Origin of the sequence: Nesterenkonia sp. Act20 (genome assembly GCF_019173455.1) — a bacterium.
Lineage (GTDB): Bacteria > Actinomycetota > Actinomycetes > Actinomycetales > Micrococcaceae > Nesterenkonia.
In genome coordinates, this window is record NZ_JADPQH010000001.1 from 990,088 (window position 1) to 1,016,861 (window position 26,774).

The window sequence follows — 26,774 nt, forward strand, 5'->3', positions numbered from 1 at the left end:
CGTCATCGCCGGTCCTGCCGCGCGGGAACCTCCGGAGTGTGCAGCCGGAGCATCACCGCGTCGGTATGGGCCGGTGGCTGCCCGTGCCCGAACCTGCTGACCACCACGGTCACGGCGAAGGCCAGCGGAACGCACCACAGTGCGGGGGACACGAGCAGCTGCAGCGCCCCGGGCTGCACCGGCCCCTCCCCCAGCGTCAGACCCAACACCTGGGCGGACAGCGAGCCCACGGCACCTACCGCCATGCCCCAGATCGCGCCCTGGGCTGTCAGGCCGCGCCACCACACGCCCAGCAGCATCACCGGGGCGAGGGCCGAGGCAGTGAAGGTGAACACCATGGCCACTGCTCCGGCGAGGGCGAGCTCGGAGGTGACGGTCCCCACTGCCAGCGGCACGGCGATGGCCAGCAGCGCGCCCAGCCGAAAGCCGCGCACCGTCCCGGAGAAGAACTCCTGGGAGAGCACCCCGGAGACCGAGACGACCAGACCCGAGGTGGTGGAGAGGAAGGCGGCGAAGGCTCCACCCGCGATCAGCGCGGTGAGCAGGTCGCTGGAGAGCCCATCGAAGACCGCGGCAGGCAGTCGAAGGATCGCCGTGTCGTGGCTGAGTCCGCCGCTGCGCGCGATCTCGCCTGCGGCGGCAGATGTTCCCCAGACCATGCGGGCGACGATGCCCAGCACCACGGGCAGCAGATAGAACAGCACCAGCAGACCCATCAGGACCGTCGTGGTCCTTCGGGCCGCCGCGCCGTCGGGATTCGTGTAGAAGCGAACCAGCACGTGTGGCAGGCCGAGGGTGCCCATCATCAGGGCCAGCAGCACCGAGGTGCTGCGCGAGAACTCGGCCCACGGTTCCCCTGCTGGACCGAACGCTGCCAGCGAGGTCGACCACGCGCCGTCGAAGGCTGGCAGCTGAAGTCGATCCCACAGTCCGACCTGCAGCAGGATGAACACGGTGGGCACCAGCAGCGCGGTGAGCTTCACCCAGTACTGCACGGCCTGCGCCAGCGTGACCGAGCGCATGCCGCCGGTGAGCACCACGAAGAGCACGACCAGGGAGACCAGCAGCGGGCCCACCCATCCGGGGGCACCGCCGGTGGCGGAGAGCGCGATCGAGGCGCCATGCAGCTGCGGGACGATGTAGAGCCACCCGGCGGCGACGACGACGATCACCGTCATCCGGCGCATCAGCGCCGAGCGGAAGCGCAGCACCACGAAGTCCGGCAGCGTATAGGCCCCTGAGCGGCGCAGCGGTGCCGCCATGAAGAGCAGCAGGATCAGGAATCCGGCGGTGTAGCCCACCGGGAACCACAGCCCGTAGGTCCCGTGCGCCAGGATCAGCCCGGCCACACCGAGGAAGCTGGCGGCAGAGAGGAACTCCCCGGCGATCGCCGAGGCGTTCATCCAGGGCGGCACCCGGCGCGAGGCCACGAAGAAGTCACCGGTGCTCCGGGAGAGGCCAGGGCTTCCCAGCAACAGCGTCAGCGCGCAGACGGCCCCGACGGCGAACAGGACGGTGATCTGTTCCCCAGTCATCGGGGCTCGCCGTCGACGTCTTGGGCCGCTGGGATGAGCCCGACCATCACGGCCCAGTGCCGCTCATTGGCCTCGGCCCGTCGCTGGAAGAACCAGGCAGCTCCCAGGAGCAACGGGAAGAAGCCCACACCGGGCACCACCCAGGCCAGCGGCACACCGGCCAACAGCACTTCGCCGACCGGAGTGGCGGTCAGCAACAGCCCCACGAGCACCAGCACCACGAAGAATCCCACGCCGAGGACGAGGGCCAACCGAAGCTGGGCTCGCATGAGTCGGCGCACCGCGGCATCGGCCTCGGCGCGCGAGAGGTTTCCCTGCTCCGCGCCCAGGGCGTGTTCTGCCGCCTGGCCGCGGCTGAGCAGGGCCTCACGCACACTGGGCACCGCCTGCGGACCGCGCACCGCGCTCCACGCGCCCGGGGAGGGCTCCTCGCTCCACGCGCCCGGGGAGGGCTCCTCGGGCGAGCTCACAGCCTGCGCTCCTCGAGCCGCTCGCGCACCTGCGACATCAGACGGCGGCTGACCTCGAGCTCCGCACCGGGAACCTCCACGAGCATCCGTCCCTGTCGCCGCGTCACCCGTCGGACGTGGGCCAGGTTCACCAGGGAGGACCGGTGCGTGCGCAGGAACCCGTGGACCTGCCACTGCTCCTCCAGCTCGGCCAGCGGCGCGCGCAGCAGGTACGTCCCGGCCTGGGTGTGCAGCCGCGCGTAGTCCCCGTGCGCCTGGACCCAGCGGATGTCCTGCAGGGCGACGAGCACGGTGGAGTCTCCCTGCAGCACCGAGACTCGCACCGGATCAGCGTGCTCCTGCCTCGGCGTCTGTTGCGCCGTGGCCGCGCGGCGCAACGCCTCCGCGAGCCGCTCTGCCCGCACGGGCTTGAGCAGGTAGTCCCGAGCTTCCAGTTCGAAGGCCTCCACCGCGGGATGGGCGTCGGCGGTCACGAATACGACTTGGGGGCTGGTGCGCGAAGCGCCGTCTGCTCCCGCCCTCTCGTCCGGAATCTCTTCGCGCAGTCGCCGCGCCAAGGCCAGTCCGCTCATCGCCGGCATGTGGATGTCGAGGAGCACCACATCAACCTGCTGGGTCTGCAACACCTGCTCTGCGGCGCGCGCGTCAGCCGCGGTGAAGACCTCCCCTGCCTGGGGTTCGGCCGCAAGGAGCCATTCCATCTGGGTCACCGCGAGCGGTTCGTCATCGACCACCAGCACAGTGAGGCCTCGGGTGAGGGGTGCGGCGTCCATCATGAGTCGTCCTGAGCTGGCCGCGGGGTCGGAGAGGTCTCGGACGTCTGCGAACTCTGCGGAGGGAGCTGGCCGGGCTGGAACTTCGGAATGCGCATGGAGACTCGCATCCCAGCCCCCGGAGCAGTCTCGACGACCAGGCCTGCCTCGGCCCCGTAGGCCTGACGCAGCCGGAGATCCACGTTGCGCACGCCGATATGGGCATTGCCAGCCTCGCCGTGCAGCACCTCCCGCATCGCTGCAGGTTCGGCGCCCTGCCCATCGTCCACCACGCTGATCTCCGCGTGGGTCCCGGCGTCCGCAGCGCGCAGCCAGACGGTGCCTGAACCGGTCTCGGAATCCACCCCGTGGCGCACCGCGTTCTCCACCAGCGGCTGCACGGCGAGGAACGGAATCTGCACGCCGAGCACCTCCGGCGCGATCTGCAACTTGACCTGGATCCGATCACCGAAGCGCGCCTTCTCCAAGAGCACGTAGCGTTCAATCGCCGCGAGCTCCTCGCGAAGCGTCGTGAAATCGCCCTCCGCACGCAGGCTGTATCGCGTGAAGTCGGCGAAGTCGAGGACCAGCTCGCGGGCGCGCACCGGATCCGCTGGGATCGTCGCGGCGATGGCGTTGAGGCTGTTGTAGATGAAATGCGGGGAGATCTGCGCGCGCAGTGAGCGCAACTCCGCCTCCACCAGCTGACGCCGCATCGCCTCATCCACCGATGCCTCGCTCAGCTCAGCGCGGATCTCGGGGCTGATGACCGACTCCCCCGTGCGGGATCGGCCGGCGTCGTCGTCCGCGGCGTCGGTTTGGTGGGTTCGATACAGCAGCACGGCAGCACAGACCACCCCGGCCACCAGGGCCAGGGCGAGTACGAAGGGGGCAAGCGCCGCCAGTGAATTCATCGTGTTCATCCTATGAGGGGCGGGGCGTGAATGTTGCACAGCTCACGAACCGACCACTCATCGCTAATTCAGCACCGCTCATCGCACGACCCTCGAAAATGGCTGATCGTGACCCGGGTCACACTGCAGGGTGGAGACATACATCCGTGAACCTGGCTCGTGTGAGCGAGCCGAGACGACCTAGGAGGACCAGCCATGACTGACGTCAATGCCCCGCATGCGGGGCCCGTTGACTACCGGGAGGTGCAGCAGCGAGAAGACTTCAAGGAGCTTCGCACAACGCACCGAAGCTTCGTCTTCCCGATGACGGCGTTCTTCCTACTCTGGTACATCGCCTTCGTGATTGCGGCAGCGTTCTTCCCAGACTTCATGGCCATCAAGGTGTGGGGAAACATCAACCTCGGCCTGATCCTGGGGCTCGCACAGTTCCTGACCACCTTCTTGATCACCGGACTCTACGTCTGGTTCACCAATTCCAAGCTGGACCCGAAGTCCTCGGCCATCCGGCTCGAGCTCGAAGCCAGAGGCGCAGGCCTGCCTGAGGAGGAGAAGCACTGATGAACTCCCTGATCACCGCGAACGCCACGGCGGCGCCGCTGGCCAGTGCCGCTGCTGAGGCCGGCTCCGATGTCGGCAGCCCGCTGGCGAACATCGCCATCTTCGTCGTCTTCGTCGGCGTCACGCTGTTCTTCGTGATCCGCGCCTCGAAGAACAACAACACCGCCGCCGACTACTACGCGGGCGGGCGCTCCTTCTCCGGCACGCAGAACGGCACGGCGATCGCCGGAGACTACCTCTCCGCAGCCTCGTTCCTGGGCATCGTCGGTGCCATCGCGGTCTACGGCTACGACGGCTTCCTCTACTCCATCGGCTTCCTGGTGGCCTGGCTGATCGCCCTGCTGCTGGTCGCCGAGCTGATGCGCAACACCGGCAAGTTCACCATGGCCGATGTGCTCAGCTTCCGCCTGCGGCAGCAGCCAGTGCGGATCGCCGCGGCGATCTCCACGCTGGCCGTCTGCCTGTTCTACCTGCTGGCGCAGATGGCGGGCGCCGGCGCGCTCGTCTCGCTGCTGCTGGGCATCGATTCAGGGGTGGGTCAGTCGCTGATCATCGCCGTGGTCGGTGCGCTGATGATCTTCTACGTGTTCATCGGCGGCATGAAGGGCACCACCTGGGTGCAGATCATCAAGGCCACCCTGCTGATCATCGGCTCGGCCGTGATGACCATCTGGGTGCTGGCGCTCTATGGCTTCAACTTCTCCGAGCTGCTCGGCTCGGCCGTGGAGAACACCGGCGAGGAGGCTCTGCTCGAGCCCGGTCTGCAGTACGGCGCGGACCTGTTCACCAAACTGGACTTCATGTCCCTCGGGATCGCCCTGGTGCTGGGCACCGCTGCCCTGCCCCACGTGCTGATCCGCTTCTACACGGTGCCCACTGCCAAGGACGCCCGCAAGTCTGTGGTGGTCGCCATCGCGCTGATCGGCGCGTTCTACCTGTTCACCCTGGTGCTGGGCTACGGCGCCGCGGCGCTGCTGGACACCGAGACGATCCTGGCAGCGCCGGGCGGGCAGAATTCGGCCGCACCGCTGCTGGCCTATGAACTCGGCGGCACGCTGCTGCTGGGCTTCATCGCCGCCGTCGCCTTCGCTACGATCCTCGCGGTGGTCGCCGGTCTGACCATCACCGCTTCGGCCTCCTTCGCTCACGATGTCTATGCCCAGGTCATCAAGAAGGGCAAGCTGGATTCCGCCGGTGAGGTCAAGGCAGCACGCATGACCGTGATCGTGGTGGGCATCCTCGCGATCCTCGGCGGCATCGGCGCACAGGGGCAGAATGTGGCCTTCCTGGTCGCGCTCGCCTTCGCCGTGGCCGCCTCGGCGAATCTGCCGACGATCCTGTTCTCGTTGTTCTGGAAGCGCTTCACCACTCGTGGTGCGCTGTGGTCCATGTACGGCGGGTTGGGTTCGGCGCTGCTGCTGATCGCCTTCTCCCCGGTGGTCTGGGGTCGCGACACCTCCTTCTTCCCGGATGTGGATCTGGCGATCTACCCGCTCACCAACCCGGGACTGGTCTCGATCCCGCTGGCCTTCCTGCTGGGCTGGATCGGCTCGCTGACCTCGAAGGTGGCGGAGGACCCGGCCAAGCAGGCCGAGATGGAGATCCGCTCGCTCACCGGTGTGGGCGCAGAGAAGGCCACGGAGCACTAAGCCGCTCCTTCGCCCACCCCCCCCCGCGCTGAGGGGCGGATTCTCCGAGCACTTCATGCCGTTTGCCGCATGAGATGTTCGGAGAATCCGCCCCTCAACTGTGTGTGGGGAGGCGCAGCGGACGCCATCCGCGCTGCAGCAGGGCTCGTTCGATCCGCGCGATGGCGAGTCGGCCCTGATCTGCCATGTGGTCCTGGGTGATCCGGACCTCGATCCAGCCCAGCTCCTCGGTGATCTCGCTGCGGCGCACATCCTTGCGGACACTCCCGGGCGATGAGTGGAAGTCCTCGCCCTCGTATTGGATGGACACCTTGAACTTCTCCACTGCGAGATCCGGCTCGAACCAGGGATAGCCGCTGGGGTGGCTGATCAGGGGGTTCACACGCGGCTCGGGCAGTCCCGCCAGGTGCATGTAATAGCGCAGCCGCGTCTCCTGCGGGGAGTCGGACCCGACGCGGATGAGCTCCAGCGCCTCACGCGCCGCCCGGATCCCCTTGGTGCGACCCCGGACGACGACGGCGCGGCGCAGCTCGGACAGCGTAGCCAGGGGCTCGCCGAATTCCCCGTACTCGTGCCGTGGGCGGCGCACCGCACGGTCACCGAGAATGAGCGCCTGCTCCAGGGGCCGGTTCAGCGCGAGATCCAGCCAGGTCCATGCCGGGTGGGTGAGCCGGACGCCGCCGCGTGTCACGATGAATTGTTCGGGGACCTCGATCCGGTGACCGAGGACCAGACCCGGCCGCTCCACGCGTGGCCCATCCCGCGGACTCGTGACATGGAACGGCGGGCCCGGCTCTCCTGGCAGCAGACCCCACAGCACCGCCGCAGTGTCGAAGCTGATCACTCGGTCGGAGTCCTCGGTAAGTCCCTGCAGCAGCGCGTGATGTGCGGAGACTTCCGACCCGCCAAGGAACTCCGCCGCACCAAGGAACTCCGCAGCACCGGGAAGCCCCGTCCCGGTGTAGATCCCATGGGCGACACGGCGCATCAGACCGTTGGCCACGGAGTGTTCGAGGTCTCGGCGGGTCAGCTCCTGGGCGAGCAGTCCCGCCCGGCGGCGGCCCGTTGCAGGCATGAACACGGCGGGCCGGCGTCGACGATCGGGAGGGTTGCTGAGCAGTTCCACATGGCCCAGTCCACGCGGAACGGCCTGGGCCCGCTGCGAGCGGGCACGCTCTGTGGAGAACGGAGACGGGTACGCCGCAGGGGCGGACCCTGGGGAAACTCACCCCGTCCCACCTTGAGCGGCGGATTCTCCGAGCAGTTGGGCCCTACTTCCGCATGAGGTACCCGTAAATTCCGCCGCTCAGCGAGAGGAGATCAGGCGAAGACGTGCTGATCAGCCGACGGAGGCCATGATTTCGGTCATCTTGTCCAGGAAGGCGTCCACCTGGGCCTCGTCGTAGCCGTTGTGGCCGTGGGCTCCGGTGAAGGTGATCGTACGGACCTCGTCCACACTCATCGGGTTCTCGCCGTCGAGGTACTGCTCCAGCTGGCGGCACAGCTCATCCACCTGCTCCTTGCGGTAGCCGTTGGAGGAGGAGTGCGCCGGCTCGCGGAAGCGTTTGCCGTCGGGGAGCGCCAGACGTCCGCGCAGCGGCGCGGCTCGCTCGGCGAGCAGTTCATACCAGGCATCCTCGCCATGGGCCTCGATGTACTTATCGCGTTCGGACCCGGCGAAGGCATCCTCCAGCCGGTCCAGCGCGCCGTCGACCTCTGCGGGGTCATAGCCGCCGCCGGTCATCGAGAAGCTCACGTCACGGATCTCTGAGAGGGCCATGCCCTCACCAGAGTCATAGGCCACGCGGGCCCGTCCCATGAACTCGTCGACCTCGCGCCGGTTGTACCCCTGCTCCCCGTCGTCGAGGAGCGTGAAAAGTGCGGTCTCGTTCGCCATGGTCATAAGCCTAATGGAACTCCGCCGGCATCGCCGTTAAGCGCGACCACCACGAAGAACGCGGTGGGCATGGCGAAGACCAGCGAGTCGAGCCGATCCATCACCCCGCCGTGACCTGGGAGGAGTCGAGACATGTCCTTGATGCCCAGCTCGCGCTTGACCATCGACTCGGAGAAGTCGCCAGCGGTGGAGGCGATCACCACGGTGATCGCCAGGACCGCGCCGACGTAGAGCGGCTCGTCGAAGATCAGCCAGGAGGCCAGCACCCCGACTCCGGTGGCGCCGAGCAGAGAGCCGCCGAAGCCTTCCCAGGACTTCTTCGGGCTGACCTTCGGCGCCATCGGGTGCCGGCCGAAGAACACGCCGAAGATATAGCCGAACGTGTCATTCGAGACCACCAGCAGCACGACGACGACGAGGCGCCAGTCCCCCTGGTCCAGATTCAGCAGCAGCACCGCGAAGGACATCATGAACGGCACCCAGCTGGCCACGAACACCGAGGCCAGGATGGAGCGACCTGGGTCGCGGACCCTCCAGAGCGCCGCCGCGACGATGATGGCCAGCCCGGTGACCATGAGCGCCAGGGTCAGCGCCTCCACTCCGCCGAAATAGGCGGCGGTGGGCATGGAGATGGCCCCGAGGAACAGCGGGATCTTGGGCAGCCGCAGCTGCTGTCCGTTGGGTGCGACGCGCGTCTCGAGGGCGCGCGCAACCTCCCAGACGCCCATCGAAAGCAGGATCGTCCAGACGAAGATCAGCATCAGCTCGAAGAAGAAGATGCCGAGCAGTGCAGGTACCAGCAGGACGACGCCGGTGATGATGGCCGCGGGAAGGTTCCTCCCTGCTTTGGTCGTCATCAGACCTCGAGCAGCTCCGCCTCTTTGCGCTTGCTCATCTCATCGATCTTCTCGATGTAGGTCTTGGTGAGGTTCTCGAGCTCCTTGGTGCCACGCTCGCCGTCGTCCTTGCCGACCTCGCCATCCTTGATGGCCTTCTCGATCACGTCTTTGGACTTGCGGCGGGTGTTGCGCACCGAGACCTTGTGATCCTCGCCCTTGGACTTGATCAGCTTCACGTACTCCTTGCGACGCTCTTCGGTGAGGTCCGGGATGGTGATGCGGATCTGCTTGCCATCGTTGGAGGGGTTCGCGCCGATCTCGGAGTCGGAGAGCGCCCGCTCGATGTCGCGCATCGCCGAGATGTCGAACGGGGTGATCAGGATGGTCTTGGCGTCCGGGGTGGAGAAGGATGCCAGCTGCTGCAGCGGGGTGGCGGAGCCGTAGTAGTCGACCAGCACGCGGGAGTAGAGCGCGGGGTTGGCCCGGCCGGTGCGCACGGTGCTGAAGTCGACCGATGTCGCCTCGATGGCTCGCTCGAACTGCTCCTTGGCGTCTGCCAGGGTCTCATCAATCACGGGGGTCTCCTTATTGGACGACTTATTGAACGACGTCGGGTATGACGTTGAGGATCGCGTAGGGGTTCAGTCTAATGGGGCAGCGCCAGGTCAGGGCGTGACCAGCGTGCCGATCTCCTCGCCCAGCAGGGCGCGGGTCACGTTGCCCTCACCCTCCATGCCGAAGACACGCATGTCGAGGTCGTTGTCGTTGCACATGGTCATCGCGGTCTGGTCCATCACCCGGATGTTCCTGCGCAGGGCGTCGGTGTAGGTCAGGTGTTCCAGCTTCTGCGCATCGGGAGTGGTCTTGGGGTCTGCGGTGTAGACCCCGTCCACGCCGGACTTGGCCATCAGCACCATGTCGGAGCGGGTCTCGAGGGCGCGCTGCGCACAGACCGTGTCGGTGGAGAAGTACGGCATGCCGGCGCCGGCACCGAAGACGACGACGCGGTCCTTCTCCATATGTCGCACCGCACGCAGCGGGATGTAGGACTCGGCGACCTGGCCCATGGTGATGGCGGTCTGCACTCGAGTGGGCTGTCCGGCCTGTTCCAGGAAGTCCTGCAGGGCGAGCGCGTTCATCACGGTGCCCAGCATGCCGATGTAATCGGCGCGGGCGCGGTCCATGCCCGCCTTGGAGAGCTCAGCGCCGCGGAAGAAGTTGCCGCCGCCGACGACGACGGAGACCTCCACCTGTCCCTTGACCGCCGCGATCTGCTCAGCGATCCCGCGGACCGTGGCCGGGTCGACGCCCACGGCACCTCCGCCGAAGACTTCTCCGGAGAGCTTCAGGAGCACTCTGCGGCGGTGTGGGGGGGTCTGTGCGGTCATGGAGTTCCTCCAGGAGTGTCGGGGCTGTGGGCGGGACGGCGTCGAACGCGGGCTGGGTGACTGTGGAGTGGTGTGTAGCGGTGTGCGCACAGAAAAGGGGGTGACCACCTCGTGTGAAGTGGTCACCCCCTTGACGTCTGGACTGATGAATCGCGACCAGTCTAGTGGGCCGCGACGCTCAGTTCAGCAGTATCGCGTGTCAGGCCCCGACGCGGAAGCGAGCCAGACCCTTGGCCGAGGCGCCGGCGGACTCGAGGACCTGGGTGACGGTCTTCTTCGGGTCCTTGGCGAACGGCTGGTCGACCAGCACGTTGTCCTTGAAGTACGCGTTGGTGCGTCCTTCAATGATCTTCGTCATGGCCTGCTCCGGCTTGTTCTCGGCGCGGGCGGTCTCCTCGGCGATGCGGCGCTCGTTCTCCACCGTCTCGGAGGGGACCTCGTCGCGGGTCAGGAACTGCGGGGACAGCGCGGCGGCGTGCACGGCGATGTCGTGGGCAGCCTGCTTGGCCTCGTCCGAGTCACCGTCGACGGCGAAGAGCACGCCGACCTGTGCCGGAAGGTCCTTGGAGGTCTTGTGCAGGTAGGCGTCCACGAAGGCGCCTTCCAGCTTGGCAAGACGACGCACGACGACCTTCTCGCCCAGGATCGCACCCTCTTCGGTGACGACGTCGGAGAGCTTCTTGCCGTCGACCTCAGCCTCGAGCAGTGCTTCCACGGTGTCCACGTCATGAGCGACTGCGGTCGCGAGGACCGTGTCGGTCAGGGCGACGAACTTCGCGGACTTTGCGACGAAGTCGGTCTCGGCATTGACCTCGATCAGGTAGCCCTTGGTGCCGTCGACGACCTTGGCGGTGACCAGGCCCTCTGCGGCGGAGCGTCCCTCGCGCTTGGCGGCGCCCTTGAGACCCTTGATGCGGATGCCTTCGATGGCCTTGTCGACGTCGCCGTCGGCCTCGTCGAGGGCCTTCTTGACGTCCATCATGCCGGCTCCGGTGCGCTCGCGCAGGGCCTTGATATCAGCAGCGGTGTAATTCGCCATAGAAACGCAGTTCCTCTCTTACTTGGCTTCTTCAGCCGAAGCTTCGGTGGACTCGGTGGACTCTGCGGCGGGTGCTTCTGCAGCCTGCTCGGCCTGTGCAGGCTCCTCGGCGGTCTGCTCAGCCTGCGCGGGCGCTTCGGCTGTCGCGGTCTGCTCGGTGGCGTGCTGCTCGAGCAGTTCACGCTCCCACTCGGCCATCGGCTCTGCGGCAGTGCCGGAGCCGCCGCCGCGCTTGGATTCGCGAGCCATGAGGCCATCGGCCACGGCGTCGGCGATCACGCGAGTCAGCAGGTCCACGGACCGGATGGCGTCGTCGTTGCCCGGGATCGGGTAGTTGACGTCATCGGGATCGCAGTTGGTGTCGAGGATGGCGATCACGGGGATGCCCAGCTTCTTGGCCTCGTCGACGGCAAGGTGCTCCTTGTTGGTGTCGACGATCCAGATGGCGGACGGAGTCTTGGTCAGGTTGCGGATACCACCGAGGTTCGACTGCAGCTTGGTGAGCTCGCGGCGCATCAGCAGCAGTTCCTTCTTGGTGTGACCGGAGCCGGCGACATCGTCGAAGTCGATCTCCTCGAGCTCCTTCATGCGCTGGACGCGCTTGGAGACCGTCTGGAAGTTGGTCAGCATGCCGCCGAGCCAACGGTGGTTGACGTACGGCTGGCCGACGCGGGTGGCCTGCTCGGCGATGGCTTCCTGGCCCTGCTTCTTGGTACCGACGAACAGGACCGAACCGCCGTGGGCGACAGTCTGCTTGACGAATTCGTAGGCGTTGTCGATGTAGGACAGCGACTGCTGGAGGTCAACGATGTAGATACCGTTGCGCTCGGTGAAGATGAAGCGCTTCATCTTCGGGTTCCAGCGGCGAGTCTGGTGTCCGAAGTGGACGCCGGAGTCGAGCAGCTGGCGCATGGTGACGACAGGCATGGTATTTCCTTTCAATGCCGGGCTTGGAACACGCAGGGTGAACCTGGTGCAGCTCCGGCTGGGATTCTCGGTTGGACAATGGCCCGGTTTTCTCGGGCTCCTGGCAGAGAAGGGAGATCTCCCGCGATCCTCGCCGCACCGGGAGTCCTGACGGGACTCCTGGGATGCGGACCGATGAGAATCACCCCGATTGCTCGGGCAGTCTCTGCGCGTAGTCAGCTGATCCAGGCGTGCATAGGCACACCAGTGTCAACTGCTGGGGTTCAGCTTAGCGGCTTGACGGTGTTTTCCCCAACCGTCGCTCCCCCCGCGCGAAGCAGCTGACCATCCCCCGATCGGGGGCCGTGCCACCGGCGGGCCACGCGCAACCGGCAGGCTCGTGTCATGAACCTCAGTCAGAACGTGCGCACTGCGCTGCGCAGACTCTCGGGGCTGCTGCTGGCGGCGGTGCTGGCATCCTCTCCGGCCTCCGCTGGTCCCGCTCCTGCGGCGAATTCCTCCCCCGCACGGTCCTTCGCGGGCCAGCCTGCGGACAGCCCCTGGCGGATGCCCGTCCAGGCCGAGGAGCTTCGACCGTTTGCGGTGCCGCCCTCGCCCTGGGGTGCAGGTCTTTAGAACGTACTAAGATCAATAGACATGAGTGGACACTCCGTCATGGCAGCAATCTATGTCCGAATCTCCAAGGACTCTGAGGACCTGGGCCTCGGCGTGGCTCGACAGCGCAAGGACTGCGAGGAGAAAGCGGAGAAGAACGGCTGGTCGATCTACGACGTCTATGAGGACAACGACATTTCGGCAACTCGCTCCAAAGTTCGACCCCAATACCAACGCATGGTGCGGGACATCGAGGCGGGTCGCGTGAAGGCCATAGTCGTGTACGACGTGGACCGTCTCACCCGCACACCACGCGAATTGGAAGATGTCATCGGGTGGGCGGACCGTCTAGAGCTGAAACTGGCCTCGGTCACCACCGATATCGACCTGTCTTCTCCTAGCGGACGAGCCATGGCCCGGATGAAGGGCACCATTGCACGGTTAGAGGCCGAGCAGATGTCGCTGCGCCTGAAGCGCAAGATGCGGGAGATCGCGGAGTCCCGACGGTATATGGGCCGACGCCCCTACGGCTGGGACTGGAGGCTCGACGAGACCGGCAACAGGACTCACGACCTCGTCCTCAACAAGGCCGAGCAAGCCATCGTCGAAGAATGTGCTCGCCGGGCGCTAGGTAAAGAACGTGGCAAAGAGGCCAACCTGCACACCATCGCCCAGGACTTGAACAGACGTGTAATCCCCACGGGCCGCCCGAGCCGAGGATGGCGTTCAAAGGACGTACGGCGGATGCTGATTCGCCCCATAAATATCGGCTATCAGGAACACAACGGCGTGCTCCGCCAGGGCAACTGGACCCCCATCCTGGACGAAGACACCTACAACCGATTGGTGGAAAGGCTGACGGATCCCGAACGGGTCGTTAATCGCGGCACCCCGCAGCGCTATCTCTTGTCCGGCATATTGAAGTGTGAGTACTGCGGTCAGCCGACCCGCCGTCAGTACGGGTCCGTGGGGCGAAGCCGGGTGAAGATGGCCGATGGCTCCACCAAGCTGTACGAGTACCCGCGTCCCGAGGCTTACCGCTGCCCGCCGCCGGGTTGCCAAGGTGCCAGCCAGAACCGCGAGGCTCTCGATTACATGGTCACGGAGTACGTCATCCAGCTTCTGGCGCGCGAAGGGGTGGACCTCTTCGGGGGAGACGACGCCGCGCTGACGCGTGCGAGCGAACGGGTCCAAACGATCAAGGCTGAGATGGAGCTGGCGGCAGACCGGTGGGCTGAGGCCAAGATGACCGTCGAGCAGTTCGACCGATTCAACGCCCGGAAGCGACCCGAGCTGGAACAAGCTCAGTTGGAGCTCCGCCAAGCTCAGCCCCTTGAGTCCATGCAAGAGTTCGCTGGCGCGGGGGCGCGTGAAGCATGGGAGGCCGCATCCCTGGAACGTAAGCGCGAACTGCTTCGAACCCTCGAGTCTTTTGGACTGAGCATGACCATCGGCAAAGTCGGTCGACTGGGCCCGCACAAGCGGGATATCCCGGCCTTCAACCCGGACACCGTCTACCTGAGAGCGGGGTGGAAGGCAGCGCCCGCGAGCTGACTTGGGTGTGCCCCTGGGGGGCCGCGTGGACGCCGCAACTCTTGTCTTCCACGTAGGGCATCTCCAGCGCGATACTAGGCAGATGACGATGTCTGTGGCTGCGCAGAAGTACCACCACGAGCACGACAAGCTGCGTGCCGAGATTCTCGGCGCCCGGGTCGCGCTTGGGCTGAACAAGGCTCGGGGCGAGGAGACCCCGGTGTGGATCCAGCGTCTGGCCGCGATGGATGATGCGACCTTCGAGGTGATCCTGGGCCGGCGCGTCGGGTGGAAACGTATGCCCAGTGACGCGGAGTTGGCGGAGTTGGAAGACGGTCCCTTGAGCACGGGTGCCTATCTGAGGGCTCTCGACCGCTTCCAGCGTGACCTGACGCTCCTGAAGCTGGACATACTCCTGAAGCTGCGGCTGGGGCGTGACTCATAGATGGGGACCCCAGAGAACCCCACTGAGCAGTGGTTGGCCCAGGTCCAGCTCCGTCGGTACATCCTGAGCGCTCAGGTCACCGTCGCGCTAAACAAGAAGTTGGGCCGCGAGACCCCGGCCACGACGCTGCAACTCTCCGAGATGAAGATGCCTACCGAGTACGATCTGGAGCTTGCCCAGTACGGACCAGACCTGCCTCGGTGGCGGGCAATGAGGTTGCTGCGTCGGATGATCCTGTCCGCACAGGTCACTGTCACGCTGAACAAGCACCTCGATCGCGAGACCCCGGCCAACACACTGATGCTCTCCGAGATGAAGCTCCCCACACGAGCGAGATCGAGCGGGCGAGGCTGGAAGATGAGGGCCCCGGGGCTCAGGCCCATGTCTGACCTGGTGTAGCAGGGTCACCCTCTCGCCTCGGCATCTGGGGCAGTGTCGGTCGAGTCTTCCTGAGGAGCTTCCGCAGCGCGATACTGGGCCTATGGAGACTCCAGAGAGCCACGTCGCTCGGGTGCGCGGGCTGCAGCGGCTTCGCCGCGAGATCCTCGGTGCGCGGGTCACCGTCGCGCTGGATAAAGAGCTGGAGCATGAGACCCCAGGCCCGACCCGACGGCTCGCTGAGATGAAGCTGCCCACCAGGCTTGAGATGGAACATGCTCAGTACGGCCCTGAGATCCCTCGGGTGCGTGGTCTGAAGGTTCTGCACCGCGAGATCCTGGGCGCGCGGGTCACCGTCGCGCTGGATGAGGCGCTGGGGCACAAGACCCCAGGGCCTGTCCGCCGTCTGGCCGAGATGTCTCTCCCCGACGCCGCTGAGTTCGCCCGTGCGCGTCGCTACGACGAGCACGAGGCTCAAGAGCGTGTTTAGGCTCCCCGGTGACCTCCGCTGAGCAACAGCGGATCGCGGAGCTGACCGAGCAGCTGCATCAGGCGGAGCCGCGGGCCGCGGTGGCCGAGGCCCAGGCCGCAGAGCGTGATCGTCTCATCGAGGCCCAGCGCCACGAACTGGCCCGGCTGAGGCGACTCCCAGCGCGACAGCCGCCCCGATGACCCAGCTTCCTCATGCGCAGCCTGCTTCTACACCCGAGCCCCAGCCCGCGCCGGCCGAGGTACCGGCACCGAAGCCCTCGATCTGGCGCCGCATGGTCGGGGTGTCGTTGCTCTAGGCAACTTTTTTTCTTATACAAGTTATACAAGTTCTATAAGCTATATAAGTCATGCGTTGTGGGGCTCGCGCGCCGATGCGATATCGAAACGATGGTGCGTGTAATCGCTAGGAGAATGCGCCTCGCAATGTCTCGGGTTGCGCTCGATCGGTGCAGCGGCGCGACAGGATCGACACGAGATCGACGCTGGATCCGCGCAGGACCGGCTGGAGGCGACCCCGTCGCTGCGGTCGCGCGATCAGAGCCTAATTGTATCTGGCAACTTTTTTCTCCTTTACAGTCTTTACAGTGCGAGGCCCTGACGCCCAACCCGTCCAATCACTGCAGCTCGCCTGCGATGTGAGTGCGAGTCCCTTTCACCTCGAAAACAACTCGACCTCACTTCGCTATCAGGTCGCCATCATCCCGGTGCGGGGTCGGGCTGATATCGACGCGTGCAAACGCATCACCCCCGGTGGCGCCTCCGGTCCCGATGTTACGCAGCGTGCACTTTCATGAAAGTGCAGGTACCGTAACATTTATGATGTTCCTGCAGAACCTTTACGAGCTCGGCTTGGCGGTGCGCCAGGAGCGCCGGGAAGCCGGTCTGACCCAGCTGGAGCTAAGTAAGCGCGCGCTCGTCTCGCGTCGATGGCTCATAGACCTGGAGACCGGGAACCTGAACGCCCCCGACGCGAGAAAGATCTTCAGCGTCCTGCGGGCCTTAGATCTGCGCTTCGGCCTGGAGTCTCGGACCCAGGTGCCCCAACGGCCGCTGAATCAGGCGACTCGCGATGCTCTGCGTTTGATGGACCAGATGGACTGACTGCTCATCACTTCTCCCTGAGCCCTCTGGCGTGGGGGCCTTCCTGTGTGCGGATGTGCTCGTGCGTGGTGGGCAGGCCTCCATCTGGGCAGCTGCCTACCTTCTCTCTGGCGTCACACCCCGGCACCGGGGTCAACTAGTCCAGTGACAGTGTTCGCTCGGGAGTTGCGCTGCATCGTTGCCATGTCGCGGGGAATCAACACCAGATCACCGTCAAAAGGCCTGTTTGCGGGGCGCGCTGGGCCCTCTGAGGCGTGGTCGCGATGTGATCAGGACGTTTCGGTAACAACCTGTTGCAAAACCTGTATCACCAGGTACAGATAACACTAGGTACACCTGTAGCGCTACAGCACATCTATTTGCTACGCCTGGTGCGCTATCTTGTGCTGTAGCGCACCTTACTGCTACTATGGGGGGGTATGGACACCAACCAGACCCCCCAGACCGAGGCGCAGCGCCGCGCCGCCGAAGCCGCCGAGGCCCTCGCCACAGCAGGGGAGGCCGTCACTTCCCGCTCTGTGCGTGAAACGGCCCAGGTTGGGGCCGACGCTGCGGCCGAGGCCGCGCGGGCGTGGAACCGGAACGCTGTCTCCGCGGTCAAGACTTCGGAGATGCCTGAACGCGTGCGGGCTCGCAATGCCGCCTCGTGGAAGGAGGCCGCGGACCTCGCTCGTACTGAGTTCGACGCCGAGCGTGAGCTGCTCACCGCCCAGTGTGATGCTGAGGAGGAGGCGTCTACGGCTACGCTTCGGGATCTCGATGCTGCCGAAGCCACGATCGAGCAGCTCAAGACCGAGTCTGCGGCCCGGATCGAGGCCCTCACGACCGAGGTCGAGACCCTCCGCAACGACCTCACCGAGGCCGGGACCACGATCGAGCAGCTGAAGGCCGCCGTCGCCGAGGCGGAGCGGGCGGCCGCTTCCCGTACTGACGAGCAGGCTGCGGAGCTGAACACAGCTCGACTCCAGGCAGCTCGGGCCGAAGGCGCTCTGGAGATGGTGGTGGCTGAACGTGACCGGCTGCTCACTGAGATCCAGGCCCTGCGCGCGACGTCATGAGCTCCTCGGCCGACGACGAGATCCGCTTCATCAAGGAATCCCACCGGCTGCTGAGCACCCATGTGGGCTCCACGCTGCTCTCTCGGGGGTGGGTCGCGACGGACCTCGACGACGATGAGGACCTGGAGTGGTTCTGGCGTCCGACGGCGCCGCTCAACTACCGCGGGCACCCTGAGTGGATCCCTCCGGCGGTCCGGATTCGCCCACAGATGCACCCCGGCCCACGCCGCACGCCCTGGATTCTCCCGACCCGGATCACCGCGGCCGGCGGCTCGTGGAAGGTTTCCTACGGCGAAGCCGTGGCCCAGAAGCCCAAGAGACCCCACCGGTACCGCGACGAGGGCTCGCTGTTGGCTGACCTTGAGCGGATCGAGTGGTGGCCTATGACCGTGAAAGAGGCCCGCCGGATCCAGGCGGAGCGGGTTCTGAGCGTCGCCACCGCCTGGGCGTACGACAATCACCACATCGGGTGCGAGGTGACTGAGCCCTACGGCAGCCGGATGGAAGAGATCTCTGCCCAGAGACAGCTTCCTCGTGAGCAGCAACGGCGCGGCAACCTCGATGCGCAGTATTTCCTCGTTGACGCTCAGGCCTGGGCCTCTGCCCAGCGCACCACACGGGCCGGTGGGCGTAAGTGGGGGAGAGACTCATAGTTCAGCCAGGTCACCCGCCGCCTTGGCCATGAAGTCCGGGTCGCCGGTGTGCATCGCCGGAGTATCGCCGTCGAAGCGCGGTGAGGGGGTCGCTGCCCACAGGGTGAAGGACCTGCCGCTGGTTCCCTCGTTCACCAGGATCCTCGCCATGGTCGAGACCCAGTCCCAGGTCTCTCGGTGCACCGGGTCGATCTGGAAGGCGGGGTAGTAGGTCGCCTCAGCGTGCCTGGCGGAGATCAGTCGTCCATTGCGTGCGGCTTCAGAGGGCCAGTTGCGGCTCTTGTCGACGTACTCAGCCATCTCACCCGCGGTGAGCAGTCGAGTCTGAGGGTCTTGGTTCAGGAGGTCGAGCTTCTCCTGGGCGGTGTCCCTGTCTCTCATCTCCACTATGCCCAGCACCTTCCGTCGCGACCGAGCAGTTAGTCAACAGATTCTAGCGCTCGTTCTGCAGGCTCACGAGGTCTGCTCGGCAACCTCGATGCGCACTATTTCCTCGTCGACGCTCAGGCCTGGGCCTCTGCCCAGCGCACCTCACGGGCCGGTGGACGTAAGTGGAGAAGCGGCTCATAGAGAGTGGTCTGACGCCCCACCGTCACCTCGTGGCCACGAACCCGTGAGCTCGCAGAAGAGTCTTGAGACCGTCGTCCTCTTCGAAGAGGTAGGCCCGGGCCAGCAGATCGTTGAACCTCCCGCTCAGTTCGACCCCGTGCACCACTCCGACGGGCACGGTGAGCATCGCTCCTGCCTTCTCGCTGACCAGCAGCGTGTTGGCCGTGAAGATCCCCGTGCGCTTGTTGCCGTCCTCGAACGGCTGCGCCTTGGCGATCGCAACGAACAGACTCAGCGCCTGCTCCCGCACCGACCCGGACTCCTGGGCACCGGTGATGAGGCCCTGCAGCTCGACGTCCTCGATGGCTGGCGGTGTGTGGATCCCGTAGCGGGTGCGCACGCCGATGCTCTGGTCATCTCGTCTGAACTGACCCGGGTGCAGAGGCCCGCTGCGCGTGATCGTCGCGTTCAGATCGCACACAAGCGCAGCGTCAACGCCACGACCTGCCCCGGCGTGGTCGAGGATCCGCTGGGCGATGTCCCGGAGATCTTCCAGCAGCGCCAGGTCGGCTCTGGACCGGATGAACATCGAGCTTCCGGCCCGGAGGAACTCCTCGGTAGCCTCGCTGCTTGCAGAGAGGTCGTCGAAGACTCGGCCGGCGGAGTAGATGACCGGGCTGAGCTCGGCGACGGTCATGCTCTGACCTGGGGGTGGGGTCACGGGCCTATCCTTCCCAACATCCGCCTACGAGTCATCACGAGCGTCCTTCCGGCAGGCGGTGTCTACGACTACCGGCCCTCTCCCCCCAGCGAACGGCTCTACAAGGTGCGGGGCGGGGCTATTCACCGTACAAGGGATATGAGAGAAATCGCTCTCTGCTCTGACTCAGACCGCCGCATACTTGAACAGGGCATCACCTACTCGGCCGGCAGCAGGTCCATCGCCGCCAGACTATTCACCGCCCATGAAGTTGGGCGACCTTGTCGTGCATCCAGCGATCTTCAGGCATGCTGCGAGGATCTATCGCGGCAGGGTGTCGAACATCTGCTCTCCAGTACGCTCAGGACGGCTCGGCGTGCATCTCATGGGCGCCGTCCTAGTGATCCTGGTCCACATTCCGGGTCCGACGCTCATCGACGAACGGCGGCAGGTCCAGCGCGGCAAGGCGCTTGACCGCGTCGGAGGTCGGTCGGTGCAGCTGCCGGTCGAGAGTAACCTTCAGTCGCGCAGCGCGGATCTCTCGACGAAGCACCGCCTGGACCTCATCCCGGTTGTTCGGGTCATAGTTCCTCTGGACAGCAGCAGCCACAGTACCTCCTCCCCCATGGATCTCCCGGCTCTGGGCTCAGGATCGGTGGAAGCTCCATCGCGGCCACCCTCCGCACCTTATCCGGGGTCGGGCGGTGCAGCTGCTTGTCCACCGTGGCCCTCAAGCGCGCTGTCAGGATCTCGCGGCGCAGGATGTGGAACATCTCGGCCTTGCTCTTCTTGGCGTACTGCTCCTTGGTGGTGGGCATCAGCACTCCCCTTCGGTGTTCCTCGATTATCGACGCCGAACCCTGTCACCGCCACCCCTCCGAGCTGCCTGTGTGGGCGCCAATGACCGTCCTTGGGAGAACCCCACCCTGACGCTGTCTGAGCGGCGTACAGCGCTCATCACGGGTCCCAGAGGGAGTCGGTGGCATCCTCGATGAAACGGGTCTCAGGGGTGTCTCAGCGCGTCTACTCGCTGCTCTCCCCCAGATCATCCGGAGAAGGTGTCTTCCACCATGGCGGTGGCTGCGACCATGACGTCTCTCGTCCGCATCTGACTGACCGCCTCGATCGGCGACGTCTCCCCCAGCCATGGGTTCTCCCCGATGAACCACAGCCGCGCTGTGTCCTCGCCTTCGGCGCCGGAGACTGTCCTCCATGCTCGGTGTGCCAGTCGCAGACGCTCCTGGGCCTCCGGTGACGGTTCTGGCCCGTCGAGCCGGGCCCACTGGTGGCTGATCGTCCTGTCCGGGGTTCCTGTCAGGACCGCGACCAGCGTGGGCCCGAGGGTGCTGTTCAGCTGACGGGCTACCTCGCGGACGCTCAGCTGCTCGGGGTTCTCATGGGTCGTCATGGGGCTATTCTGCACCTTGACGAGCCCGGTGCAGGGGTCTCCTCGCCGCTATCCCCTGATCAGCCGGAGAAGTCTTCCGCGACTATTGCCGTGGCTGCTCTCATCACCTCCCGGGTGCGCAGCAGACGGATCGCCGTGAGCGGCGTGGTATCCCCCAGCCAGGGGTTGCCCCCGATGAACCAGTGGCGGGCGACGTCCTCCCCCTCGACCTCGGAGACCGTCCGCCATGCACGGTGGGCCAGACGCAGCCGCCCCTGCTCCTCTGGGGAGGGTGCGCGTCCGTCGACGCGTGCCCACTCGTGAGGGGTGCGCAAGTCCTGGTGTCCCGCGAGGGTCGCCACGAGTAGAGGGCCCAAGGCGCTGTTCAGCTGACGAGCTATCTCACGGACGCTCTGCTGCTCGGGGTTCTCATGGGTCGTCATGGGGCTATTCTCCGTCCTCCCCCAGGAGATGGTCACGTCTTCGAAGTCACGGCACTTACAGACCTCCCGGTGCACACCTTGAGCCGATGGAGGGCAACAACCTTCGGGGAGGGCAAGTGGAGGGAAGCGGCAAAACCTCTGCCCTCCGCTGCAGCCCTGGAATGACAGAGATATTCTCTCTTGGGAGGGCATGGAGGGCAGTAACCAGTACTAAGAGACATAGAGGGCTATCCCAACTCGCTGTCTGTCTCCTTGTACACGCACACGCCTGTAGGGACCGAACCCTTCTAGTGCTGCCCTCCCTGCCCTCCAATATTCCGAAATGTCTGAAATTTCAACGAATAACGGGAGGGCAGGGCCTTGGCGGGGCCCTCCAGATCGTCTGGACTTACCCTCCGTGCTCCCTCCACCGTTCCGACCGGTTTTAGCGTGTCCACAGGTGGGTGTACAAGCTTGGTATAAGTTGTTATAGTTCTGGATTACAACAAGAGTGTTGTCACGCTCATGGCTACGTTGGTCCGGAGACACGCCCGGGCCACCGATTCTGTAAGTGCAGATCGGTAACGGCGACAAGGGAACCCGGGGTTCGGTTTCCGAAGCACTCCTCTTTCCCTAGAGGAGTGCGCCGTGACAACTGCCCTACCTGAAGAGCTCGATCTCCATCGTGCCGCCGAGATCCGCAATGAGGACGACGAGCGGGTCTTCGGTTGCTGGAAGACTCTTCGCCGCGACATTGAACGCGATCTACTTCCTGCCGTGTTCAAGCAGGGCAAGTACGTGGTCCGCCGCGAGGACCTCGAAGCCCTGCCCGCCAAGAAGGCGGCTGCGAAGCGCGGGGAGCCTGATCTCTTCGAAACCACCCGGCGCCAGATCGCGTCCGCGCTGAACGCCACTCCCCCGCTCCCTCCTGACAAGCGCGCCGAGCTCGCCGGCATGCTGGCTCCTGCTGGGGGTGGTCAGCATGGATGATCTCTACAGAGAAAGCCCCCCGGCGGAGAACCGAGGGGCCGACATACATCTCACTTCCAGGGCTACGGAAGATACCAATCACGATACTCCTTCTCACTTCGCATTAACAGCTCATCTCAGCGGCTATGTGAATCTTTCGGAGGAACACGCTCAGGAGCTGTTCGACAGCGCAATTCCCCCTTCAGTGGCAGCTGAGCAGTGCGTCCACACAGCCCGCACCCGATCCGAGCTACCCATATGGGCACAGTGGATCACGATGCACGGCGACGATGCCCTTCCTGCGCTGGTGTATCCGATGCAGCACCCTGACGGCTCTGCGACCGGGCAGGTGAAACCTGCGCCAGGAAGCGTGACCGATGCGGATGGAGATGTGCTGAAGTATGTCTCCCCCAAGACGGAGTCCAATCCCCCTAAGCTCCCGGTTCTGCGGCAGGTGGAGAATCCCAGCGTCGTGCTCATCGTCGAAGGCGTGAAGCAGGCCCTGGCCGCACTGGCGTGGGCCCCTGCAGACTGGAGCATCTACCGGATCACCGGCATCTGGTCCTGGTTGGTCGCCGGTGAGGGCGACGAACACGGCGCTCCAACATCACATCTGGCCGAGGTCCACGACCAGAACGTCGTCATCGTTCCTGACGCTGACGCGGGGACCAACGCGAAGGTCTTCGATGGAGCAGATGCGCTCGGTAAAGCATGTTCGAACTACGGTGCCAAGAGTGTGAAGTTCGCCCAGCTTCCCGGTGGCGGCAAGGACGGTCTGGACGACGTGCTGAAGCCCCATGACGAAGGCAAACGCTCAGGGCTACTCAAGAGCTGGGTGAACAACGCCAAGTCCAAGCCTGCTGACCTGACTAAGGGCGACCTGACAAAGCTGCGTGCCGCTCAACGACGTAAGAACATCCGGAAACAGGATGAGGCGTCTGGAGACAAGCGCGTCGTGGTCAACATAGACGGTGACCGTCTGGGGGTGGTTCGCGAGCTGGTCGGCGCCCTGAAGGATCAACGTGCTGGGAAAAGTGTCTTCCGGGTCGGTGGAAGCCTGGTTCGACTTCGTCGAACCGATGATGAGCTCCAATCCGCAGAGCTGGACCTTCACGGTCTGCACAACGAACTGTTGCAGGTCACACGGCCCCGGACGATAAAAGGGGAAGAAGGCGGCGACGTCGAGGTCCCCAGGGCGCTGCTCGGTGTGGTTGCGGACCGATGGGACGAGTTCCCTCTGCTCGCCGGTATTTCACGGTCTCCCGTGGTGCGGCCCGACGGCACGATTCTCGCAGAGAACGGATACGACGAGGAGACGAAACTCGTCATGGAGCTGACGGACGACGTCATCGGTATCGACGTCCCGGAGCATCCCTCTGACACCGACATCGCCTCGGCACGGAACCTGCTTCGCGATGATCTCTTCGCGATGGATGGCGCCGGTGGCTATGACGGCTGGGTCTTCGAGGAGGTGGCAGACCAGACCAACGCCATCGCCGCACTGCTGACCCCTCCTCTCCGTGCTTTCACCGGTCCGACCCCCATGTACTTGTTCGACGGGATCCAGCGCGGTGTCGGAAAGAACGAAGCCATCGAGGTCATCCATCTGGTGAACTTCGGGACCTCGGCACCGGTACAGCCCGCTCCCTCAGAAGGTGCGGAGATGGGCAAGCGGCTGACCGCTTCCTATCTGGGAAATAACCTCACGTTTGTCCTCGACGAAGTCCAGAAGGAAGAGGAATGCTGCCTGGACTCACGGGAGTTGAGCGCGGCACTGACCTCCCGGATCTACAGCAGTCGTGAGCTGGGCAAGTCCAGGGCCCTGAACCTGCCGAACCTGATGACATTCTTTGCCTCAGGCAATAACGTCCAGGTGCCAGCCGATATGGCACGGCGAGTCTGCCCCATTCGACTGAGCTCGGACCGACCCAATCTCGAGAACAGGGACAACTTCCGACTCGACCTCGGTACCTGGATCCCCGAGCATCGCCGCGAGCTGCTGAGGGCTTGCCTCACCTTGATCCGTGCCTGGTTCGACCGGGGGCAGCCGGCGGCGCCGAAAGACTTCGGCTTCGCCAGCTTCTCCCGTTGGCAGGCAGTTGTGGGCGGGATTTTGCACCTGGCCGGGTTCGAGGACTTCCTCGGCAACGTCATGGAAGTCCGTGAAACCACGGACTCCGAGGCAGTCGACAACCGTGAGCACTGGGAGTGGGTCGAGGAGAAGTTCCCTGCGGGACAGAGGTTCTCTGTAAGTGACGTGCTGGTCCAGGCTCGGAAAGATGTCGATGACGCCCCACCGCCATACGATATGTCCTGGGAAAAGCTCGCTGCTCGGAAGCTCTCTATGTACTACGGTCTGCACCGGAAGTGGTACGGCGACCTTCGCATCAAGGCTGACGGCACGATCCACGGCAAGAAGAAGGCCTACGTCGTCGAGCGGCTCAGTACGGGTGCCGCCGCAGAGTCGGTCGACGGAAGCGGCGAGGCTCCGTCAAACTCCGTCCCCGCCAGCCGGGTCTCACGGCCAGCGGCTGGCGCAGGTCCTGACGAAACCATTCAGTACCAGGACCGCAATGGATTCACCGTAGCTGCAGCCCGTGCCATGCCCGAGATGGAAGGCACGACCATCTCGGAGCTCGGGGGTGGGAGCTGATGGCCGGAATTGTCTACCTCGACCTGGAGACTGCTGACGCCGACCGGTTGTGGGACTACGGCCCGGGCTTTGTCCGGCTGGCCGGCTTCGCCGTGGGTGACGCAGACGTGGTGACCACCACGGACATCGCTTCGGTGGTGGAGGTCGTCCAGCAGGCCGACATCGTGGTCGGGCACAACGTGCTCGGATTCGACCTGGCGGCCCTGGAGCGGTATCACGGCCTGGACCTGACCAGCCTCGTGGCGGCCAACCGCGTCGTGGACACGCTGCTGGTCGCCCGACAGAACGATCCGCCTCTCTCCGGCAAGGCTGACGTCCAGCGCTACAACTTGGAAGCTGTGTGTCGGCGAGTCCTGGGCGTGGGCAAAGTCGCCGGCGAAGGTGGTTCGGCGCTGAAGGCTCTGGCCAGGGAGCACGGCGGCTACGACCAGATCCCTGTGAATCACCCGGACTATGTCCGCTACCTCGTCCAGGACGTTCACCTTGTCCGCGAGCTCTCCCGGCACCTCGTGATTGATGACTACCTCTGGCGTGAGCACAAGGTCATGTGGCGGTTGAACCACATCAGCAAGCAGGGCTTCCGCGTGGACGTGGACTTGGTGACGCGGCTGGTCGCCGAGCGTGAGGCGCGGCTCAGAGAGCAGAAAGAGTTCCTGCACCGAGAGTTCGGGCTGCCCCTGGACGGAAAGAAGCCACACACCACCACGGCAGGCAAACTGAGCCTCGAGAAGGCCTTCTCGCAGCTCGGCATCGAACCTCCACGCACGGAAAAGGGCGCGCTGGCCACAGGCAAGGAAGCACTCGAGAAGCTCGAAGCACAGCACCGGGACAATGAAGCCCTGGTGGCCCTCTGTCAGGCTCTGCGGTCCTTCAACGGCGACAGATCAATGGCGCAGACGCTGCTGGACCACACAAGCATCGATGGGCGTATCCACCCCAGTGTCAGCGCCGGACAGGCCACGGGGAGAATCTCGGTGACCAAGCCCGGACTGACGGTCCTTGGAAAAAGAGATCGCAGCAACGTGTGCGAGAGAGCGATGTTGCTTCCTGATGTGGGCGACGTTCTCATCGGAGCCGATCTGGCACAGGTTGACGCCCGCGCCATCGCGATCCACGCACAGGATGCGGGCTATATCGCCGCTCTGGAACCTGGCAAAGACATGCACTCAGAGATGGCCGCCGCCGTCTTCGGGGAAGAGGGCTGGAACCGTCAAGCGGGCCAGCACCCTCGTCGCGCTGACGCCAAGGCCATCACGCATGCAACGACCTACGGAATGGGAGCCGCTGGCCTGGCCCTGAACGCCGGAATCAGCGAACAGGACGCTCGCCGTCAGCTGGCGGCACTGGACGCACAGTTCCCTGCCCTGGCTGGCTTCAAGCGGCAGATCCGCGAGGAAGGTAAGAAGCAGATCATCTGCAACGCCTTCGGTCGGCGGATGCGGGTGGCGCCGGGCAAGGAGTACACCCAGGCGCCAGCGCACATCGGTCAGGGCACAGCGCGGGACCTGATGATGCAGGGAATTCTTCGACTGCCTACCTGGCTCCTTCCCTGCCTCCGCGCTGTCGTCCACGACGAGATCGTGCTCAGCGTCCCCGAGCACCGCGCAGACGAGGCCGAGAAGGCTGTGCTGGAGGCACTGCAGTTCCCCCACCAGATCACTCCCGAGGCGAAGCCGGTGCCGGTCTTGGCACAGGCCTCAGACCAAGGCCGGGACTGGCTCGATTGCTACCGCTCTGAGAAGCCGTGGCCTGAGGTGAGCAGGGCTCACCGCGAGCAGGCTGGGTGCGACGACCCCGACTGCACGTGGCACCAGACCGCTCGCTCAACGGAGGGGAGGTGAGCCGCACGGCACTTTTTCGCAGAGTCGCCAG

31 protein-coding genes are annotated in these 26,774 nt (G+C 65.1%); 14 read left to right on the top strand and 17 right to left on the bottom strand.

Annotated elements, in window-relative coordinates; genetic code table 11:
- Positions 1–2 precede the first annotated feature (2 nt).
- From IY716_RS04565 to IY716_RS04580, 4 genes are read right to left on the bottom strand one after another with little or no spacing between them, the layout of a single operon-like run.
- Entirely contained in the window at positions 3–1,535 is a 1,533-nt protein-coding gene (locus IY716_RS04565; protein ID WP_218220398.1) for a cation acetate symporter, read from the bottom strand.
- Entirely contained in the window at positions 1,532–2,005 is a 474-nt protein-coding gene (locus IY716_RS04570) for a hypothetical protein (RefSeq protein ID WP_218220399.1), read from the bottom strand. The genes IY716_RS04565 and IY716_RS04570 overlap by 4 nt, the downstream gene beginning before the upstream one ends.
- Complete coding sequence (locus IY716_RS04575; protein ID WP_218220400.1) at positions 2,002–2,778, bottom strand: LytTR family DNA-binding domain-containing protein; 777 nt, start codon at positions 2,776–2,778, stop codon at positions 2,002–2,004. Before IY716_RS04575 ends, IY716_RS04570 begins: the two co-directional genes overlap by 4 nt.
- Positions 2,778–3,671: a sensor histidine kinase gene (locus tag IY716_RS04580; protein WP_369699589.1), complete on the bottom strand. Its 894-nt coding sequence runs from the start codon at positions 3,669–3,671 to the stop codon at positions 2,778–2,780. The genes IY716_RS04575 and IY716_RS04580 overlap by 1 nt, the downstream gene beginning before the upstream one ends.
- Positions 3,672–3,866: 195 nt before the next feature.
- Here IY716_RS04580 and IY716_RS04585 point away from each other — a divergent pair, with 195 nt between their 5' ends.
- A complete protein-coding gene (locus IY716_RS04585; protein WP_218220402.1) occupies positions 3,867–4,229 on the top strand; it encodes a DUF485 domain-containing protein in 363 nt (120 codons plus the stop codon).
- Complete coding sequence (locus IY716_RS04590) at positions 4,229–5,878, top strand: cation acetate symporter (RefSeq protein ID WP_218220403.1); 1,650 nt, start codon at positions 4,229–4,231, stop codon at positions 5,876–5,878. Before IY716_RS04585 ends, IY716_RS04590 begins: the two co-directional genes overlap by 1 nt.
- 94 nt (positions 5,879–5,972) lie before the next feature.
- On the opposite strand, the gene IY716_RS04595 is transcribed toward IY716_RS04590, so the two are convergent.
- The 7 genes from IY716_RS04595 to rpsB form a co-directional block, all read right to left on the bottom strand.
- Complete coding sequence (locus IY716_RS04595; RefSeq protein WP_218220404.1) at positions 5,973–7,004, bottom strand: hypothetical protein; 1,032 nt, start codon at positions 7,002–7,004, stop codon at positions 5,973–5,975.
- Positions 7,005–7,217: 213 nt separating this feature from the next.
- Entirely contained in the window at positions 7,218–7,775 is a 558-nt protein-coding gene (locus IY716_RS04600; RefSeq protein WP_255316428.1) for a DivIVA domain-containing protein, read from the bottom strand.
- Positions 7,776–7,777: 2 nt separating this feature from the next.
- Complete coding sequence (locus IY716_RS04605; protein ID WP_218220406.1) at positions 7,778–8,632, bottom strand: phosphatidate cytidylyltransferase; 855 nt, start codon at positions 8,630–8,632, stop codon at positions 7,778–7,780.
- Positions 8,632–9,189 carry a ribosome recycling factor gene (frr, locus tag IY716_RS04610; protein WP_218220407.1) on the bottom strand — a complete coding sequence of 186 codons (558 nt, stop codon included), beginning with the start codon at positions 9,187–9,189 and terminating at the stop codon, positions 8,632–8,634. The genes IY716_RS04605 and frr overlap by 1 nt, the downstream gene beginning before the upstream one ends.
- A 90-nt stretch (positions 9,190–9,279) precedes the next feature.
- The gene (pyrH, locus tag IY716_RS04615) at positions 9,280–10,002 is read right to left on the bottom strand and encodes a UMP kinase (RefSeq protein ID WP_218220408.1); all 723 of its coding nucleotides are present in this window, start codon (positions 10,000–10,002) and stop codon (positions 9,280–9,282) included.
- 199 nt (positions 10,003–10,201) lie between these two features.
- On the bottom strand, positions 10,202–11,041 hold the full coding sequence (gene tsf, locus IY716_RS04620; protein ID WP_218220409.1) for a translation elongation factor Ts: 840 nt from the start codon (positions 11,039–11,041) through the stop codon (positions 10,202–10,204).
- Positions 11,042–11,059: 18 nt separating this feature from the next.
- Positions 11,060–11,968, bottom strand: coding sequence for a 30S ribosomal protein S2 (gene rpsB, locus IY716_RS04625; RefSeq protein WP_218220410.1), 909 nt, complete (start codon positions 11,966–11,968; stop codon positions 11,060–11,062).
- 384 nt (positions 11,969–12,352) lie between these two features.
- Between rpsB and IY716_RS04630 the strand changes: the two genes are divergently transcribed.
- From IY716_RS04630 to IY716_RS04670, 9 genes are all read left to right on the top strand, one after another.
- The gene (locus IY716_RS04630; protein ID WP_218220411.1) at positions 12,353–12,583 is read left to right on the top strand and encodes a hypothetical protein; all 231 of its coding nucleotides are present in this window, start codon (positions 12,353–12,355) and stop codon (positions 12,581–12,583) included.
- 39 nt (positions 12,584–12,622) lie between these two features.
- Positions 12,623–14,116, top strand: coding sequence for a recombinase family protein (locus tag IY716_RS04635; protein ID WP_218220412.1), 1,494 nt, complete (start codon positions 12,623–12,625; stop codon positions 14,114–14,116).
- Between the two features lie 82 nt (positions 14,117–14,198).
- On the top strand, positions 14,199–14,540 hold the full coding sequence (locus tag IY716_RS04640) for a hypothetical protein (RefSeq protein ID WP_218220413.1): 342 nt from the start codon (positions 14,199–14,201) through the stop codon (positions 14,538–14,540).
- On the top strand, positions 14,541–14,939 hold the full coding sequence (locus tag IY716_RS04645; RefSeq protein ID WP_218220414.1) for a hypothetical protein: 399 nt from the start codon (positions 14,541–14,543) through the stop codon (positions 14,937–14,939).
- An 82-nt stretch (positions 14,940–15,021) separates the two neighbouring features.
- A complete protein-coding gene (locus tag IY716_RS04650; RefSeq protein WP_218220415.1) occupies positions 15,022–15,408 on the top strand; it encodes a hypothetical protein in 387 nt (128 codons plus the stop codon).
- An 8-nt stretch (positions 15,409–15,416) separates the two neighbouring features.
- A complete protein-coding gene (locus tag IY716_RS04655; protein ID WP_218220416.1) occupies positions 15,417–15,590 on the top strand; it encodes a hypothetical protein in 174 nt (57 codons plus the stop codon).
- Between the two features lie 636 nt (positions 15,591–16,226).
- On the top strand, positions 16,227–16,511 hold the full coding sequence (locus IY716_RS04660) for a helix-turn-helix domain-containing protein (RefSeq protein WP_218220417.1): 285 nt from the start codon (positions 16,227–16,229) through the stop codon (positions 16,509–16,511).
- 419 nt (positions 16,512–16,930) lie between these two features.
- On the top strand, positions 16,931–17,569 hold the full coding sequence (locus IY716_RS04665; RefSeq protein WP_218220418.1) for a DNA-binding protein: 639 nt from the start codon (positions 16,931–16,933) through the stop codon (positions 17,567–17,569).
- Entirely contained in the window at positions 17,566–18,222 is a 657-nt protein-coding gene (locus IY716_RS04670; RefSeq protein ID WP_218220419.1) for a hypothetical protein, read from the top strand. Before IY716_RS04665 ends, IY716_RS04670 begins: the two co-directional genes overlap by 4 nt.
- Here the strand turns inward: IY716_RS04670 and IY716_RS04675 are convergent.
- From IY716_RS04675 to IY716_RS04700, 6 genes are all read right to left on the bottom strand, one after another.
- Complete coding sequence (locus tag IY716_RS04675) at positions 18,217–18,603, bottom strand: hypothetical protein (protein ID WP_218220420.1); 387 nt, start codon at positions 18,601–18,603, stop codon at positions 18,217–18,219. The two genes, IY716_RS04670 and IY716_RS04675, sit on opposite strands and share 6 nt — an antisense overlap.
- 211 nt (positions 18,604–18,814) lie before the next feature.
- Entirely contained in the window at positions 18,815–19,492 is a 678-nt protein-coding gene (locus tag IY716_RS04680; RefSeq protein WP_218220421.1) for a Fic family protein, read from the bottom strand.
- Positions 19,493–19,868: 376 nt separating this feature from the next.
- Entirely contained in the window at positions 19,869–20,081 is a 213-nt protein-coding gene (locus IY716_RS04685; protein WP_218220422.1) for a hypothetical protein, read from the bottom strand.
- On the bottom strand, positions 20,053–20,289 hold the full coding sequence (locus IY716_RS04690) for a hypothetical protein (protein WP_218220423.1): 237 nt from the start codon (positions 20,287–20,289) through the stop codon (positions 20,053–20,055). The genes IY716_RS04685 and IY716_RS04690 overlap by 29 nt, the downstream gene beginning before the upstream one ends.
- Positions 20,290–20,516: 227 nt before the next feature.
- A complete protein-coding gene (locus IY716_RS04695) occupies positions 20,517–20,879 on the bottom strand; it encodes a hypothetical protein (protein ID WP_218220424.1) in 363 nt (120 codons plus the stop codon).
- Between the two features lie 59 nt (positions 20,880–20,938).
- The gene (locus tag IY716_RS04700; protein ID WP_218220425.1) at positions 20,939–21,301 is read right to left on the bottom strand and encodes a hypothetical protein; all 363 of its coding nucleotides are present in this window, start codon (positions 21,299–21,301) and stop codon (positions 20,939–20,941) included.
- Between the two features lie 627 nt (positions 21,302–21,928).
- Between IY716_RS04700 and IY716_RS04705 the strand changes: the two genes are divergently transcribed.
- The 3 genes from IY716_RS04705 (at position 21,929) to IY716_RS04715 (ending at position 26,743) form a co-directional block, all read left to right on the top strand.
- On the top strand, positions 21,929–22,270 hold the full coding sequence (locus IY716_RS04705) for a hypothetical protein (protein WP_218220426.1): 342 nt from the start codon (positions 21,929–21,931) through the stop codon (positions 22,268–22,270).
- Positions 22,271–22,619: 349 nt separating this feature from the next.
- A complete protein-coding gene (locus tag IY716_RS04710; protein ID WP_218220427.1) occupies positions 22,620–24,902 on the top strand; it encodes a DUF3854 domain-containing protein in 2,283 nt (760 codons plus the stop codon).
- Positions 24,902–26,743, top strand: coding sequence for a DNA polymerase (locus tag IY716_RS04715; RefSeq protein ID WP_218220428.1), 1,842 nt, complete (start codon positions 24,902–24,904; stop codon positions 26,741–26,743). The genes IY716_RS04710 and IY716_RS04715 overlap by 1 nt, the downstream gene beginning before the upstream one ends.
- Positions 26,744–26,774 lie beyond the last annotated feature (31 nt).

What these genes read in the sequence shown, in the direction of transcription:
- IY716_RS04565 (WP_218220398.1), bottom strand. Translation starts at nt 1,535, where the DNA reads ATGACTGGGGAACAGATCACCGTCCTGTTCGCCGTCGGGGCCGTCTGC.
- IY716_RS04575 (WP_218220400.1), bottom strand. Translation starts at nt 2,778, where the DNA reads ATGGACGCCGCACCCCTCACCCGAGGCCTCACTGTGCTGGTGGTCGAT.
- IY716_RS04580 (WP_369699589.1), bottom strand. Translation starts at nt 3,671, where the DNA reads ATGAATTCACTGGCGGCGCTTGCCCCCTTCGTACTCGCCCTGGCCCTG.
- IY716_RS04585 (WP_218220402.1), top strand. Translation starts at nt 3,867, where the DNA reads ATGACTGACGTCAATGCCCCGCATGCGGGGCCCGTTGACTACCGGGAG.
- IY716_RS04590 (WP_218220403.1), top strand. Translation starts at nt 4,229, where the DNA reads ATGAACTCCCTGATCACCGCGAACGCCACGGCGGCGCCGCTGGCCAGT.
- IY716_RS04600 (WP_255316428.1), bottom strand. Translation starts at nt 7,775, where the DNA reads ATGGCGAACGAGACCGCACTTTTCACGCTCCTCGACGACGGGGAGCAG.
- IY716_RS04605 (WP_218220406.1), bottom strand. Translation starts at nt 8,632, where the DNA reads ATGACGACCAAAGCAGGGAGGAACCTTCCCGCGGCCATCATCACCGGC.
- pyrH (WP_218220408.1), bottom strand. Translation starts at nt 10,002, where the DNA reads ATGACCGCACAGACCCCCCCACACCGCCGCAGAGTGCTCCTGAAGCTC.
- tsf (WP_218220409.1), bottom strand. Translation starts at nt 11,041, where the DNA reads ATGGCGAATTACACCGCTGCTGATATCAAGGCCCTGCGCGAGCGCACC.
- rpsB (WP_218220410.1), bottom strand. Translation starts at nt 11,968, where the DNA reads ATGCCTGTCGTCACCATGCGCCAGCTGCTCGACTCCGGCGTCCACTTC.
- IY716_RS04630 (WP_218220411.1), top strand. Translation starts at nt 12,353, where the DNA reads ATGAACCTCAGTCAGAACGTGCGCACTGCGCTGCGCAGACTCTCGGGG.
- IY716_RS04635 (WP_218220412.1), top strand. Translation starts at nt 12,623, where the DNA reads ATGGCAGCAATCTATGTCCGAATCTCCAAGGACTCTGAGGACCTGGGC.
- IY716_RS04640 (WP_218220413.1), top strand. Translation starts at nt 14,199, where the DNA reads ATGACGATGTCTGTGGCTGCGCAGAAGTACCACCACGAGCACGACAAG.
- IY716_RS04645 (WP_218220414.1), top strand. Translation starts at nt 14,541, where the DNA reads ATGGGGACCCCAGAGAACCCCACTGAGCAGTGGTTGGCCCAGGTCCAG.
- IY716_RS04650 (WP_218220415.1), top strand. Translation starts at nt 15,022, where the DNA reads ATGGAGACTCCAGAGAGCCACGTCGCTCGGGTGCGCGGGCTGCAGCGG.
- IY716_RS04660 (WP_218220417.1), top strand. Translation starts at nt 16,227, where the DNA reads ATGATGTTCCTGCAGAACCTTTACGAGCTCGGCTTGGCGGTGCGCCAG.
- IY716_RS04665 (WP_218220418.1), top strand. Translation starts at nt 16,931, where the DNA reads ATGGACACCAACCAGACCCCCCAGACCGAGGCGCAGCGCCGCGCCGCC.
- IY716_RS04670 (WP_218220419.1), top strand. Translation starts at nt 17,566, where the DNA reads ATGAGCTCCTCGGCCGACGACGAGATCCGCTTCATCAAGGAATCCCAC.
- IY716_RS04675 (WP_218220420.1), bottom strand. Translation starts at nt 18,603, where the DNA reads ATGAGAGACAGGGACACCGCCCAGGAGAAGCTCGACCTCCTGAACCAA.
- IY716_RS04690 (WP_218220423.1), bottom strand. Translation starts at nt 20,289, where the DNA reads ATGCCCACCACCAAGGAGCAGTACGCCAAGAAGAGCAAGGCCGAGATG.
- IY716_RS04695 (WP_218220424.1), bottom strand. Translation starts at nt 20,879, where the DNA reads ATGACGACCCATGAGAACCCCGAGCAGCTGAGCGTCCGCGAGGTAGCC.
- IY716_RS04700 (WP_218220425.1), bottom strand. Translation starts at nt 21,301, where the DNA reads ATGACGACCCATGAGAACCCCGAGCAGCAGAGCGTCCGTGAGATAGCT.
- IY716_RS04715 (WP_218220428.1), top strand. Translation starts at nt 24,902, where the DNA reads ATGGCCGGAATTGTCTACCTCGACCTGGAGACTGCTGACGCCGACCGG.